Genomic DNA, 12,800 nt, shown 5'->3' on the forward strand with positions numbered 1-12,800 from the left:
TTAAAAACAACAATCTTTACGAAAAGAGCCTTTGTTTAAAATAGAAGAAATAAAACTTGAGGTGATATCCATTCAGCGAGATCAACTCAAAATGATGCTGCCTCTTCTTTAGAGGCGGGTTCTTCCCACGGCACGAAACAAGGACCTCTTTCATATGATGTGTTATGAACGGCATGAGATATTTAATAATCTGATTTTATCCGGGGAAAGGTTGGGTGCAATAATATGAAGCAATATCCATTTCAGAACATTCCGTTTCAAAATCTTCAGAAAAAAGATATGTCATTTGAAGAGGTATTCGTTCATATTGTTGAGTTTATGGAATTAAACCCTTCCGGTAACTATCAATTAATGGTCGGGACAGATTCGCAAGTACATAAAAAACATACGGTTTTCATTACAGGCATCGTAATACGGCAGGTCGGAATTGGTGTATGGGGTTGTATAAGAAAAGTGATGATCCCAAGAAGGATGCTGCATTTACATGAACGTATTTCTCAAGAGTTGTCGTTAACAGAGGAAATCGTATCACTGTTTACGGAGGAAAGAAAAAATCAGTTAATCGATATTGTCCTGCCTGCTGTATATCAAGGGGCGACGTTCACAATGGAAGGTCACATTGATATCGGGATTGGGAAGCGAAACAAAACCAGTGAGTTTGTAAAAGAAATGGTAGCAAGGATGGAATCCATGGGGGTGGAACCAAAAATCAAACCGGATGCTTTCGTCGCTTCAAGTTATGCCAACCGTTATACAAAACAAGAGTGAATGTTTACAAATTAGCCAATGGTATCCACACTGGATTTTTTAAAGCTGATTGTACAATATGTTTTGAAAATTTTTCAGACGGCAAAGCGGTACATACATTTTTTTCGGTACGCTATTTTAAATAAAGCAAAAAACCGGCCTCAGACCGAGACCGGCTTCAACATTTTAAGATATAAGCCGCCATTGCCGTATTCAGTAAGAAAGTTTTTAAACCACCACTCCTCAAAGTGGGTGTTTGCAGAAAGAATCCTGTTGTCCAAGTCAGTGACGAGGCATAACATTCCTTTTTCAATATAAAACTCCCTATTACAGCTTAAAGGTTAAAACTTTATTATCATTACGAACAGTGCAGCTTGTATTGTTATATTACATGAATTACTCACATGTTACAATGTTAATAATCACCATTTTAAAATCGCCAATGGCTGTGGAATGGAAGGAAGCTGGATTAGTTCTTCGTTATAAATCAACTATTGATCAAAATAACCGATAAAATTCCCTTGGTCCTTATTTTGCAGATATAAAACCGTTTCTTTGTCAGAAATTGTTGGCAGTCCGAATTTCTGATCATACCTCTCAATTCCTTTACCTGTAATGATAATCCAATCCCCTTCCTTTCCTGCTTGTAACGCCTCCTGGATAGCAAAGGTACGATCAGGAATAACCTTCCCATTTCCAGCTGAGTAATCGCTAAGAAGTTTATTTAGTGTGGATTCCATCCCTTCCATTCGGTCCGAATTCAGATCATCCATTGTCAAAATCAAAACATCACTATGTTCCGATGATACTTTAACCATTTCAGCCCTTTTGGTTGTATCTCGTCCACCCCGGAAACCAAAGATATGATAAATCTTTTTGGCCCCACACTCTATGGCCGTTTGAAGCATGTAATGAATGGCATCTGCAGTATGTGCATAATCGATGACTATAGTCGGCCCAGAAGCTTTCTTATATATTTCAAACCTTCCAGGTACACCGGAAAATCGTTTCAGTGAAGTGAGAATTTCCTGTTTTGAAAATGGAAACATCTTCGCTACTGAATAGGCAGCTGTTGCGTTATATAAATTATGAAGTCCAGGTAAAGGTAACTCAATTTTCACAAAGTCATGATTCTCATTCAATAAAATAAAGGGGTTTGTTGCGGTATTATAATTGGTGATGACTAAATCGCAGCGATTGGATTTTCCAAAAACAAAGGCACTGACATTCTTCTCCCATAAGTATTCTTGCAGTTTCCCCCCCCAGAAATCATCTCCATTAATAACCGCAAGACCACTAGGTTTCAATTTTTCAAAAAGCAGTAATTTTGCCAGGAAATAATCCTCCATCGTACCATGGAAGTCAAGATGGTCATGATACAAATTCGTGAAGACACAGAAATCAAATTCAATTCCTTCTAAACGGTACTGAGCTAATCCATGTGAAGATACTTCCATTATGACAACCATGTCCCTACTTTCCGCCAGCAAGGAATTCAATTCCATGGTACCTGGAGTCGTATTATGGGAATCGACTTTGTTTCCATTGATAATATGCTGTATCGTACCAATGACTGAACAGGTTACTCCATTCTCTTCTAATATTTGCTGAAGCATATAGCTAGTTGTAGTTTTTCCATTTGTGCCCGTAATTCCTATCATTATTTTTTGATTGCTGGGATCTCCATAAAACCTTTTGGCGATTTGCCCTAATGCTTTACGGCTGTTCTCCACTCTTAAATAAGGAACTTCCAAACCCTTAATATCGCGATTGCCAATCACAGCGGATGCCCCTAAGCTAATTGCATCATTGATGTAATTATGGCCATCGGACTTATATCCGGTTACGGCAACAAAAAGGAATCCTTTTTTTATTTCTTTAGAGTTATCAGTTACACCTGTTATGGATATATGTTCAACGTCCTTCGGCAAATTCCCGTTTATCACTTCTTTCATTATGTCTTTAAGGATCATTAACTTATCTCCTTTGTAAGCTTTTCACTGATTTTTGCATAAGTACCAATAAGCCCATTTTTAGTATTAACCAGTACTCCCAAAATAATTGTCAATCCATAATTTGTCAGTTAAAATGACAGTAAGAAGAAAAAAGAAAGAAAAGCAGCCAAAATTGGCTGCTTTTCTTATGGTTGTAGCTATATTTAGGTGTTGGAACACCACAAGATGCTTACGATTGAACTTCAAGGGGTTTCGTTTCGGCCTTCTGATTGTACAATGGCAAAATGAAAAACATTCCTAGAATAAAAAAGAAAGCTGCGGTTTCAAATATGGCGACGAGTGAAAATTGCTCTTTCAGCACGCCTGCCGCACTCATGGTCAACACCATCGATCCAGTGAATAATGGGCTCAAGATTCCATTGACCCTTCCGATGAATTCTCCCTCGGTCCTCTGCAATATCAATGTATTGATCCCGATTTGGATACAAGGAAGCATTAGCCCGTTAAAGAACTCGGCTGTAAGTGTAATCCAAAGATTTGTTGAAAGCCCCATTACCGCCAATCCTATGGCATTCACAAGCATTCCGAAAGCTAATAATCTTTGAGGTGCCACCTTTTTGGCAAAAATCATTACACCGGCTCCGCCTAAAATCATACCAAACCCATTCACCATAAATAACCATTGTAGATTTTCCTTAGGCAGTTCCAGTTGTTCTGTAACAAGGAATATCGAGAGCGGCTGAATGAAACCCAGTCCGAGCCCAGCAGCCAGAAAACATAAACCAAGCAAACTCAGTTCTTTTTTTCGCAATACGTAGCTCACACCGCTTTTCATTTCCTGCCATAATGTTGTTTTTGTTGTCCCCTCATTCAGTTTGCAATCTTTTGGAAGAAAGGCGAGTGCGCCAGCTGAAAGTAGAAACGCCAGGCCAGTAATCGCAATCGAGGTGTTTATCCCGAAAGATTGGAAGGCAAATGTACCGAGAATCGGACCTAAAACCATGAATACTGCGAAAACGGTCTGATAAACTGACATCCCTGTCTGAATTTGACTTTCTGGCAAATGCATCTTAAATAGCTTCATGCCCGATGGCTGAGAAAATTGAGAAAGTATCGCCGAAATTAAAGTTGCGAAGAAAACCATTTTCCAACTTCCGAAGATTAGCGAGATCAGCACAGCAAATACGGATATTGAACTTAAAATATCACACCAAACCATCGTTTTTTTCGGACTCCAGCGGTCAGCAAACGTTCCTCCAATAAACGAAAAAATAAAAATGGGTGCGAATTCTGCTACTGATATCATGGAAATGGCAAAGGCATCTCCATTTGTCTTCTCCATGACGAATAACAAAACGGCAAAATTCCGTACCCAGATCCCTATTTGTAAAAACAACCCTGAGAAGATAATAGCCTGGAATACTCGATTTTTAAAAATGTTAGGTTCCTTATTATTTAATGTTCCAGATGTGTCATTCGCCAATATAAAAACCCCCTGTGAAATATCTGGACAGGAGGCAGTACAATACAAATTAACAAGGCAAAATATCCTTAATCGAAGGACACAATGATCTTTGTTTGTATTTTAATGTACAGACTAATCCTATCCAGAAAAAAATTCGTTTTAAGCACGCATTTTTTCTTAAAAAATAGGATTAAATGATCATTGTTTAAAGGTCACCCTTCCATTTTATGTTATTTTCATAATAATTTATTTAATCTGATAAATCAAGCGGAAAATTAATAAAATAAACCTATTTTTGGGGATGGGTTTGTTCTATTTTTTAATATAAAAAAGGACTTCCTTTAAAAGAAAGCCCTTACTATCCTTAAGCTCCTAAGGGCTGCCGCCGTCGAATATGGCTTCTGCCCTTTGGTACCTTATCCATCATTTTTTCATGACCTTTTCCCGGATTATCCCAAGCAAATGTTTTTCTTCTTTTCAGTTCTCCAATAAACGTTCTTGATTAGGATTGCCCTGTACAAGCAAATGGGAAGATGGCATTAGAATTTGATGCTCATATAAAGCAGTCATCATTTCAAACCTCACGCTTCTCGATGTTTCAAAGTAATCATCAGGTTTCACAAGTCCCACTATGCATAGTTCATATCCAACATATTTTAGATTCGGATTTAAATCCGTAATGCCTATGTATCTAAAATCCTCTTCAGGTGTACCATCTTCTAGCCTTAGGAGGCTTTCACCATACTTATCATTACAGATATTACATATATCCTCCAACAGCCGTTTTACCTTTTCAGGATTTTCCTGGTAACTTACTGTAATGCGTTCAATGATTCGCATTCTCCCTTTATTAAAATTTTGAATCGTCCTGATTTCACTATGTGGGATGGTCAGCAATTTCCCTGACCATTCCCTGATCTGCATGAACCGGATGCCGATTTCCTCAATCGTCCCGGAACTTGTCCCGTTGAATGTCACGAAATTCCCGACTCGGAATTCATTATCCGAAAGCCTTACAAATCCCAATAAGATATCCTTAAGCATTTGCTGAGCGGCAAATCCGATCACGACCCCTAAAATACCAGCTCCGGCTAAAATTCCTTTTAGGTCTATAAACTGTCCAATCAAATATATAAGGAAAAGCCCGGATATACCATACCTAAGAGAAGAACGAGTAACCCCCTGTATTGTTTTTTCGACTTCTTCGTCGAAAAAATTGGATCTTTTAAAGAACCATTCAACCAGTTTATTCAAAATATAATAAACCGCCAACAACAGTATAGCCAATATGAAAAGCCTCAATAATAAAAATTCTTCCCAGTAATCCACAGCAAGCTCAGAAAATTTCAAGATATTCATGTTTTCACCACCATTTTCACGTTTATTCAGAATCGATTAAAATCCAGTCATCATCCTTTCCGATTATCCCTTTATCAAGGATAAGTCTCGTTTTAAGGCGATAGGATACCCCTCGCTTATAAGGCTCCTTCAATATAGGCAGACAAAAGTTGAAAGGAATTTCGTTGCTTTCCCCTGAATTTATCTCCCTTGTAGACAATATGGTGCTCGTTTTAAGGATCTCTTCCATTCCCGTAGAATGAGTATCCATGATCAAATCACATTCAATCCTTCTTATTCTTTGCGCAAGGGTACCACCCTTAATCAAAAAATATCCATTTATGCATTCACCGGATTTATACGTATTTTTAGGAAGGATTAAATCTATTTGTGCAGAACCTATTCCTAAAAGTAGCAAAGATTTTCTTAGTATCAAAGAATACACTCCATTTATATTTATTTGTTTTTCTATTAAAACCCACATGTTTATACATTTCCTTAATGGGACTACAAAAAAACCTTTACCATTTTGGTAAAGGTTTACTAAAAGAAAATAGACCTTTACCAATAGGTAAGGTCTGGCTAACAACAATATGCTGCCAACAACACCGAGAGCAAAGAGCTCCGTAATGACGACATTGTTGTAAAAGCTACTCCCCTTTGGAGAATGTATTCAAGTATATAATTTATAATACGGTAGAATTAGAAAGTTTGTCAAACCTTTATATTTTATTTTTTTTCGGGCTCTGCCCGGGTATTTCGATTTCTTTGAACATATCTTGTCATTCATGAAATATAATGAATGAACTTGTCCACTGAAAGAATCAACTGCCATGTTTTAAATAGGCCAGTTCGTGGAATAGGAAGTATGTAACAGCTCCTTCTATTTACAAATCGGTAAACACGCCTTTCAAAAAGAATAAAGTGAACAAACTATGAATATTTGATAAAACCTAAAATAATATTTAAAAATTAACAAGATTTCTCTTTTACTTATGCCAAACTTGTTGTAATATAAATGTAACAATTGTAATATTTATTAAACTTTCGTTACATAAGTATCCTATTAGGGATTGGGGAGATATGATATGAAAAAACTTTTAGGTATGTTATTATCCATTATCATTTTATTTTTCACATTAAGTGGTCCGGTTACCGCAAAAACGACATCATTGTCTGACGCAAATGCATTAAAGATAGCCGATAATGCCAGCAAACATTTTTGGAATGCTTTATATGGATACAAAACCCGTTCATGTTCACAAAAAACTTTCAATTATAAAGGGACAGAGTATTCTTACCTTTGCCAAGAGTTTAATACAAAAGATAAATTGGCTGCCTACTTAGCAGAGACATTTACTAATAATGCAGTTGAAAAAGGGCTTACTAAATATAATTACATTACTCATAAAGGGAAATTAGCACGTCCAGTCGGAGACGGCTTTAGCATGTTAGAGTGGAAAAAAGCAAAAATTAAATTGGCCTATCAAAAACAAAACGTTAGGTCATACAATTTAACAGTACCTACAGTCGACGGTGAGTCAGTAAAAAGAACGGTGACCTTTTATAAGTCCGGATCTACTTGGAAAGTCAATCAGTTCGATGCAGTTCAATAATACATTGGTTTAAATGTAACGCCTCATATGCTGTATAGTTAGTTAAAAACTATATGACATATGAGGTGTTTTTTGTTGTCCCTTGTATCTTGAGAAATAATCTTTCAGACTTGTATGAGCTCACCTTCCACTTCACAAAACATTCAAAAAAAAAAACACAGCTAAGATGCTGTGCCTTAACGGATTTTTGCCTTTCGGAAGCCTTGATAGGTATCGTAGGCGGCAAAAATGATGGCGATGAGGATGAGACCCCAGTATATCGAGCTTTTCCATTCATCGATTGAGAATAGTGTTCTTTGGTATGCAAGGAACTCCGGGTTCAATAAATCAGGATTACTGATGATGATGATGAAAGCCAGAGTGTACAACAGCTGGTATATGGCATGAAAAAAAGCTAATTTCAGGGTCCATCGACTTAAAAATAATTTATATATCGCTAAGAGCACCCCAATAATAATGACGCAAGATACCAGCAGCCAATAGGAATTCAATACATCTTGATTAAAAGAAGGTGTCACGAAAATGAGACTGCCATTTCTTTTTTCATAGACGCCTAAGAGGTTTGCTGCATTGAAATAAAGGGCTGCGAATATGGAAAGGCCTAACAAGTTTGCAAAAACCTCGATCATAGGGACCGCTTTTTTCTTTGAAATGTTCGGAATATCTTTTAAGTTTTCCGGTGTCCATGGTTTCAAGTTTTTTGTTAAAGGCGACTGGTCTTTTGAAGTATCCAAGCGTTCTAAAATGGCAAATGAAAGCGTTAACCAGAAAAACACTTGGATACCTGTACTTATGATACCTGAAATTCCTTTCCCGATTATTTTTAAAATTACTTCCATAACCGTATTCCCCGTATCCCGAAACGGATTTTCCCCTACTAATGCAATCAGTGAAATGACTGCAGCGATTGGTAAAATCATTTTCAGCAGACTGATATAAACATCATAATAACGAGGCCCGATCAGATGCATTGGCCGATCGCGATAACCACTTGCCAGTGTAACCGGATCTCCTAATTTTAAAAGTACCGCTTTCACGTCTTGCTCCGTATGATCCTCCGGAAGCATATCTTCGATTGTGGATTGAAGCTCAAGCGCAATATCCGCCCGGTTTTTTTCTGGCAGCCTACGGGTCACTTCCTGAATATAAAGTTCAATCAGCTTCATCTTCTCCCTCTCCTTTTAATAATATATAAAGCTCTTGAGAAGTTTTTTCCCATTCTTCCTTTAACTGCGTGAAGATTTCTCCCCCATAATCACTTAAAGAATAGTACTTGCGCGGTCTACTTTCAGAAGTATCCCAGCTGCTGGTCACCAATTCTTGTTTTTCCAGGCGGCGAAGCAAAGGATATAAAGTACTTTGATCAATGGTAATTCCAGACTTCTCTAAACGCTGGACAAGCGAGTACCCATACTGCGGAGTTTTGAGCTGACTTAAGACAGCTAACGTCAAAGTTCCTCTGCGTAGCTCAGTGGTTAATGAATTCAGTAAAGTGCTCATCCAATCACCCCTTCTCTATACTATGTGACGTACACCATACCTTATACTATGCATCATACACTATTTTAGTTCTTACACCAATATGAAAATGAAAATATATATTATTTAAAGCATAAAAAAGAGAAGCGGTTCACGCCTCTCCGTTTTTCCAATATTAAAATCACACAAGAATGACCCACAATATCATTGTCGTGATAATCGTGACCACTCCTTGTATTAAGGTTGCCATCGTTTGAGCTTTATAAGCATCCGTCACTTTCATCCCGCTAAATTGGGTGACCACCCAGAAGAAGCTATCATTTACATGACTTACTGTCATCGCACCTGCTCCAACAGCCATGACTACCAATGCAAGAGGAACAGCCCCTTCAATACCCAACGTAGGAAGCATGGGGGCAATCAAAGAGGAAGTGATGACCAGTGATGCTGTCGAAGAACCCTGGGCGGTTTTCAACCCAGCAGCAATTAGGAACGGGACCAACAGGAACAAGGAACCGCCAAAGATGCTACCCATATCCCAACTTTGGATGATGTCTGCAATCCCCGTATTTTTAATGACGGTACCAAATGCTCCGCCCGCCCCGGTGATCAATAATATTGGCGCAGCATCCAATAAGGCGGCAGCTATCCAGTTTGTTAATGTTTCTTCATCATACTTAGGCAGCAATGTCAGAGCGGAAATTACTCCGACGAGCAATGCGATGACCGGCTGGCCCAAGAATACGAAAAATGCGGCGATCCCCCCCTCTGTCCCCAAGAGCGTTAATACAGAACTGGCTCCAATCAGGACAATCGGTAATACGATTGGTAAAAATGATTGTAAGGCAGAAGGCATCTTGCCGAATGAACGGACAATTTCATCATAATCGTAATCCAGGTCACTACTGTCATCTTCAACTTCTATCTTGGTCGCTACTTTCATTGACCATATATAACCAGCAAGTGCAGCTGGAATGGCCGTAATAAGACCTATCAAAATGACGGTCCCCAAGTATCCGTCCGCTCCGATATTTCCGGCTGCCGCAATTGGCCCCGGAGTTGGGGGTACAAGTGTATGTGTCGCATACAAACCTGTTGCAAGTGCAACTGACATGGAAGCAACCGCTACTTTTGCGCGTCTTGCCAATGCTTTTCTTAAGCTTGATAAAATAACGAAACCTGAATCGCAAAAAACGGGTATGGAAACGATAAAGCCAATCATACTCATGGCAAGCTGCGGTCTTTTAGGACCGACAATCCTCAATACGACTTCGGCCATTCGCAATGCGGCCCCGGCCTTTTCCAAAATGGTTCCGATTATTGTACCGAAAACGATTACAAGTCCAATGCTCGTCATCAATCCGCCAAAACCACCGTTGATATTCTCAACGATCTGATCCAGTGGCATTCCGGAAGCAAAACCCACAAATAATGTGCCCAATAGAAGCGATAAGAACGGATGAAGCTTGAATTTAGTTGTCGCAAAAACAATTAAGAACACGCCGATGGCCAAAACAATAAATAACATAAGATTACCCCCTATTTTTGATCGCTGCCAAAAAAGCCCGCATTACTTGTTCGGCTGAAACTTCCAACAATTCAGCTCCTCTTTCCATAGCTTCCTTTAAAGGCATGGGAGCGTTCACCAAACTATGAACACTCGTTATTCCGTGGTCATATAAAACTTCAAAACCTGTTCCGATCGATCCAGCCAATGCAAATACTGGAATACCATGCTTTTTGGCTTCTTGTGCAACTCCCATGGGTGTTTTGCCTGAAGCAGTCTGGTAATCGATTTGGCCCTCTCCGGTAAAGACACAATCGGCCCCGGACAATTTTTCACCCAGTTTCGTATACTCCATGACAATATCGATGCCCCTTTTTGTTTCTGCACGGAAAAAGGCTTGAAATGCACCTCCAATTCCACCTGCAGCACCAGCACCTGCTTTATCATGCAAGTGTATGCCTGTTTTGATTTCCACCAAATCAGCCCATGATGATAAAGCTTTATCAAGCATTTCAACCATGTCGGAAGTCGCCCCTTTTTGAGGTCCGAATACCCTTGATGCCCCATCAGGACCGACTAACGGATTTTGGACATCCGAGGCAATTAAAAATTCGGAATCCGCTATTCTAGAATCAAAATCCTCCGTATTAATGGTTGATATCCGTGATAATTCGGCACCTCCGTATCCCAGAGTTTTACCTTCTTCATCAAACACCTTCATTCCTAAAGCCTGGAGCATACCGACACCGCCATCGTTGGTAGCGCTTCCACCAATCGCTAAAATGAACTTTCGACAGCCATCATTCAATGCTTTTTGAATAAGCTCCCCTGTCCCGTATGAAGTAGTGATCAATGGGTTCAACTCAGCTGGATCGACAAGGCAAAGACCAGATGCACTAGCCATTTCAATCACACAAGTTTTTTGATCGCCCAAGATTGCATATGCTGCCTGAACATCTTCAAGTAAAGGTCCTTTAACGATCACTTCAACTTTTCGACCATTTGTAGCTGCTACAAGACTATCCATCGTGCCTTCCCCGCCATCCGCCGCAGGAACCAATACTGTCTCCGCATCCGGCAGTGCCTTCCTGACTCCTCGCTCAATAGCTTTTGAAGCTTCTGTTGCTGATAAACTTCCTTTATAGGAATCTGGTGCAATAACAATTTTCATGCTCAGTTCCCCTTTGAATATATTTTTATATCAATTTAATTATAATCTTCGGAAATATTTTAATCATCATTCATTCTAAACGAAAATTAGTATGACATATTGTATTTTTTTGGTTATACTATACAGAAAAATGATCAGTCTGAAAAGTTTTCTGTTATTTTCCCATTTTCCTAAAGTATAAGATAGCTAAATGCTTAAACTATCGACGATCTCCCTTTACATGAAAATCATAGCTTGTTTGCATGAAATATGATCACCATTCTGTTAGCAAATAAAAAAACTCTAGAAGGATGACTTGAATGTTGACACAAGAAATTGCAATGGAAATTGTCAAACAAACCACCAATAGACTTAACAGAAACATTAATATTATGGATGATAAAGGAATCATCATCGCTTCCGGAGATCACGAACGCATCGACCAATTGCATTTAGGAGCAATGGAAGTACTGAAAACGGGAAAGCCGTTAATCATTCCCGAAAATGATCGTCATCAATGGGTAGGTGTCCTTCCTGGAATTAATTTGCCGATTAATTTTCAAAATGTAATTATAGGCGTCATCGGTATCACCGGAGATCCGACAGAACTTTTGGAATTCGGCGAATTGGTGAAAATGATAACGGAAATGATGCTTCATCAAGCTTTTATGGCGGAACAACTCGAATGGAAACAACACTTGAAAGAATTGGTATTTGAAGACTTATTAAAGGAAGATATCAATCAGCATTCGATTGATCAGAGACTAGAACTGATTGGAATGAAATTAGAACCTCCCTATCAAGTGGGGGTAATGGAAATGAAAATAAATCCGTTAAATAAAAATGAGCTGATTCAAATGACTGAAACTGTTTTTGGTTCCCAGTATGCCCTTGTTGGGTTCCTCAATGTGAATCGGGTTTTCATTCTCACTACGGGTCTTAGCGGAAATAACATTGACAAAAGACTGGATTCTACCATCAAACAATTAAAAGCAAAAGACTTCGTTATACGAATCGGTTTGGGCTCTATCGTGGATAGGGAATCATCCATCGTCCACTCTTTCCGCGAAGCTGAAACAGCACTTTTACTAGGTGAAGCCAATCAAGCTTTATCTAGATATACTGATATGGAAACAAAAGCTTTGTTGGAAAGGATAAATGAGCGGACGAAACAGCAATTTCAGGAAAGGATTTTAGGCAGCTTATCCGAAAAGTTGATTGAGACCCTGCAACAATTTTTCCAAAGTAACTTAAATATCGGGGAATGTGCAAAAAGAATGTATATCCATCGTAATTCCCTTATATACCGATTAAGAAAAATCAAGGACATTACCGGATATAACCCACAGATGCTGCAAGATGCCATAACTTTACAGTTAGCCATTTGGATAAGTCAATCGAAAAGGAGAAGTTGAAAGAAATTGTGAGAACAATATTGTCTATTTAAATTATTTTCGTTCCATCCCTATTAAAGCCTTGCATTGAAATTCTGTATAATTGATCGAATTACCGAGTAGATTAAAAATACATGATTTTTTGCATA

At 38.8% G+C, this 12,800-nt stretch carries 11 protein-coding genes and 1 other RNA gene; 3 read left to right on the forward strand and 9 right to left on the reverse strand.

Annotation, left to right across the window (positions count from 1 at the left end):
• Nucleotides 1-225: 225 nt before the first annotated feature.
• The gene (locus J7I96_RS11960) at nucleotides 226-768 is read left to right on the forward strand and encodes a ribonuclease H-like YkuK family protein (RefSeq protein WP_214768292.1); all 543 of its coding nucleotides are present in this window, start codon (nucleotides 226-228) and stop codon (nucleotides 766-768) included.
• A 170-nt stretch (nucleotides 769-938) separates the two neighbouring features.
• Here J7I96_RS11960 and ssrS read toward each other — a convergent pair.
• The 5 genes from ssrS to J7I96_RS11985 all read right to left on the reverse strand — a co-directional run bounded on the left by ssrS (nucleotide 939) and on the right by J7I96_RS11985 (nucleotide 6,094).
• Nucleotides 939-1,126: non-coding RNA, 6S RNA (ssrS, locus tag J7I96_RS11965), on the reverse strand.
• A gap of 112 nt (nucleotides 1,127-1,238) precedes the next feature.
• Entirely contained in the window at nucleotides 1,239-2,720 is a 1,482-nt protein-coding gene (locus J7I96_RS11970; protein ID WP_214768293.1) for a UDP-N-acetylmuramoyl-L-alanyl-D-glutamate--2,6-diaminopimelate ligase, read from the reverse strand.
• 211 nt (nucleotides 2,721-2,931) lie between these two features.
• Nucleotides 2,932-4,185: an MFS transporter gene (locus tag J7I96_RS11975; RefSeq protein WP_214768294.1), complete on the reverse strand. Its 1,254-nt coding sequence runs from the start codon at nucleotides 4,183-4,185 to the stop codon at nucleotides 2,932-2,934.
• Between the two features lie 459 nt (nucleotides 4,186-4,644).
• Entirely contained in the window at nucleotides 4,645-5,526 is an 882-nt protein-coding gene (locus J7I96_RS11980; RefSeq protein ID WP_214768295.1) for a mechanosensitive ion channel family protein, read from the reverse strand.
• A gap of 22 nt (nucleotides 5,527-5,548) precedes the next feature.
• A complete protein-coding gene (locus J7I96_RS11985) occupies nucleotides 5,549-6,094 on the reverse strand; it encodes a sporulation protein (protein ID WP_251025053.1) in 546 nt (181 codons plus the stop codon).
• Between the two features lie 499 nt (nucleotides 6,095-6,593).
• Here J7I96_RS11985 and J7I96_RS11990 point away from each other — a divergent pair, with 499 nt between their 5' ends.
• The gene (locus J7I96_RS11990; protein WP_214768296.1) at nucleotides 6,594-7,121 is read left to right on the forward strand and encodes an IseA DL-endopeptidase inhibitor family protein; all 528 of its coding nucleotides are present in this window, start codon (nucleotides 6,594-6,596) and stop codon (nucleotides 7,119-7,121) included.
• 176 nt (nucleotides 7,122-7,297) lie between these two features.
• Here J7I96_RS11990 and J7I96_RS11995 read toward each other — a convergent pair whose 3' ends face one another.
• The 4 genes from J7I96_RS11995 to J7I96_RS12010 form a co-directional block, all read right to left on the reverse strand.
• Nucleotides 7,298-8,287, reverse strand: a complete 990-nt coding sequence (locus tag J7I96_RS11995; protein ID WP_214768297.1) for an HAAS signaling domain-containing protein — start codon at nucleotides 8,285-8,287, stop codon at nucleotides 7,298-7,300.
• Nucleotides 8,274-8,621 carry a PadR family transcriptional regulator gene (locus tag J7I96_RS12000; RefSeq protein ID WP_214768298.1) on the reverse strand — a complete coding sequence of 116 codons (348 nt, stop codon included), beginning with the start codon at nucleotides 8,619-8,621 and terminating at the stop codon, nucleotides 8,274-8,276. Before J7I96_RS12000 ends, J7I96_RS11995 begins: the two co-directional genes overlap by 14 nt.
• Before the next feature lie 160 nt (nucleotides 8,622-8,781).
• Nucleotides 8,782-10,128, reverse strand: a complete 1,347-nt coding sequence (locus tag J7I96_RS12005; protein ID WP_214768299.1) for a GntP family permease — start codon at nucleotides 10,126-10,128, stop codon at nucleotides 8,782-8,784.
• A 4-nt stretch (nucleotides 10,129-10,132) separates the two neighbouring features.
• Nucleotides 10,133-11,278 (reverse strand): glycerate kinase, encoded by a 1,146-nt coding sequence (locus J7I96_RS12010; protein WP_214768300.1) that lies wholly within the window; start codon nucleotides 11,276-11,278, stop codon nucleotides 10,133-10,135.
• Nucleotides 11,279-11,577: 299 nt separating this feature from the next.
• Between J7I96_RS12010 and J7I96_RS12015 the strand changes: the two genes are divergently transcribed.
• Nucleotides 11,578-12,672 (forward strand): CdaR family transcriptional regulator, encoded by a 1,095-nt coding sequence (locus tag J7I96_RS12015; protein WP_214768301.1) that lies wholly within the window; start codon nucleotides 11,578-11,580, stop codon nucleotides 12,670-12,672.
• Nucleotides 12,673-12,800: the final 128 nt, after the last annotated feature.

It is taken from the genome of Bacillus sp. ISL-78, from assembly GCF_018613455.1.
GTDB lineage: Bacteria > Bacillota > Bacilli > Bacillales > DSM-1321 > Peribacillus > Peribacillus frigoritolerans.

Excerpts from the sequence above, each read along its gene's own strand:
- J7I96_RS11990 (WP_214768296.1), top strand. The coding sequence starts at position 6,594 with ATGAAAAAACTTTTAGGTATGTTATTATCCATTATCATTTTATTTTTC.
- J7I96_RS12000 (WP_214768298.1), bottom strand. The coding sequence starts at position 8,621 with ATGAGCACTTTACTGAATTCATTAACCACTGAGCTACGCAGAGGAACT.
- J7I96_RS11995 (WP_214768297.1), bottom strand. The coding sequence starts at position 8,287 with ATGAAGCTGATTGAACTTTATATTCAGGAAGTGACCCGTAGGCTGCCA.
- J7I96_RS12015 (WP_214768301.1), top strand. The coding sequence starts at position 11,578 with ATGTTGACACAAGAAATTGCAATGGAAATTGTCAAACAAACCACCAAT.
- J7I96_RS11960 (WP_214768292.1), top strand. The coding sequence starts at position 226 with ATGAAGCAATATCCATTTCAGAACATTCCGTTTCAAAATCTTCAGAAA.
- J7I96_RS12005 (WP_214768299.1), bottom strand. The coding sequence starts at position 10,128 with ATGTTATTTATTGTTTTGGCCATCGGCGTGTTCTTAATTGTTTTTGCG.
- J7I96_RS12010 (WP_214768300.1), bottom strand. The coding sequence starts at position 11,278 with ATGAAAATTGTTATTGCACCAGATTCCTATAAAGGAAGTTTATCAGCA.
- J7I96_RS11970 (WP_214768293.1), bottom strand. The coding sequence starts at position 2,720 with ATGATCCTTAAAGACATAATGAAAGAAGTGATAAACGGGAATTTGCCG.
- J7I96_RS11980 (WP_214768295.1), bottom strand. The coding sequence starts at position 5,526 with ATGAATATCTTGAAATTTTCTGAGCTTGCTGTGGATTACTGGGAAGAA.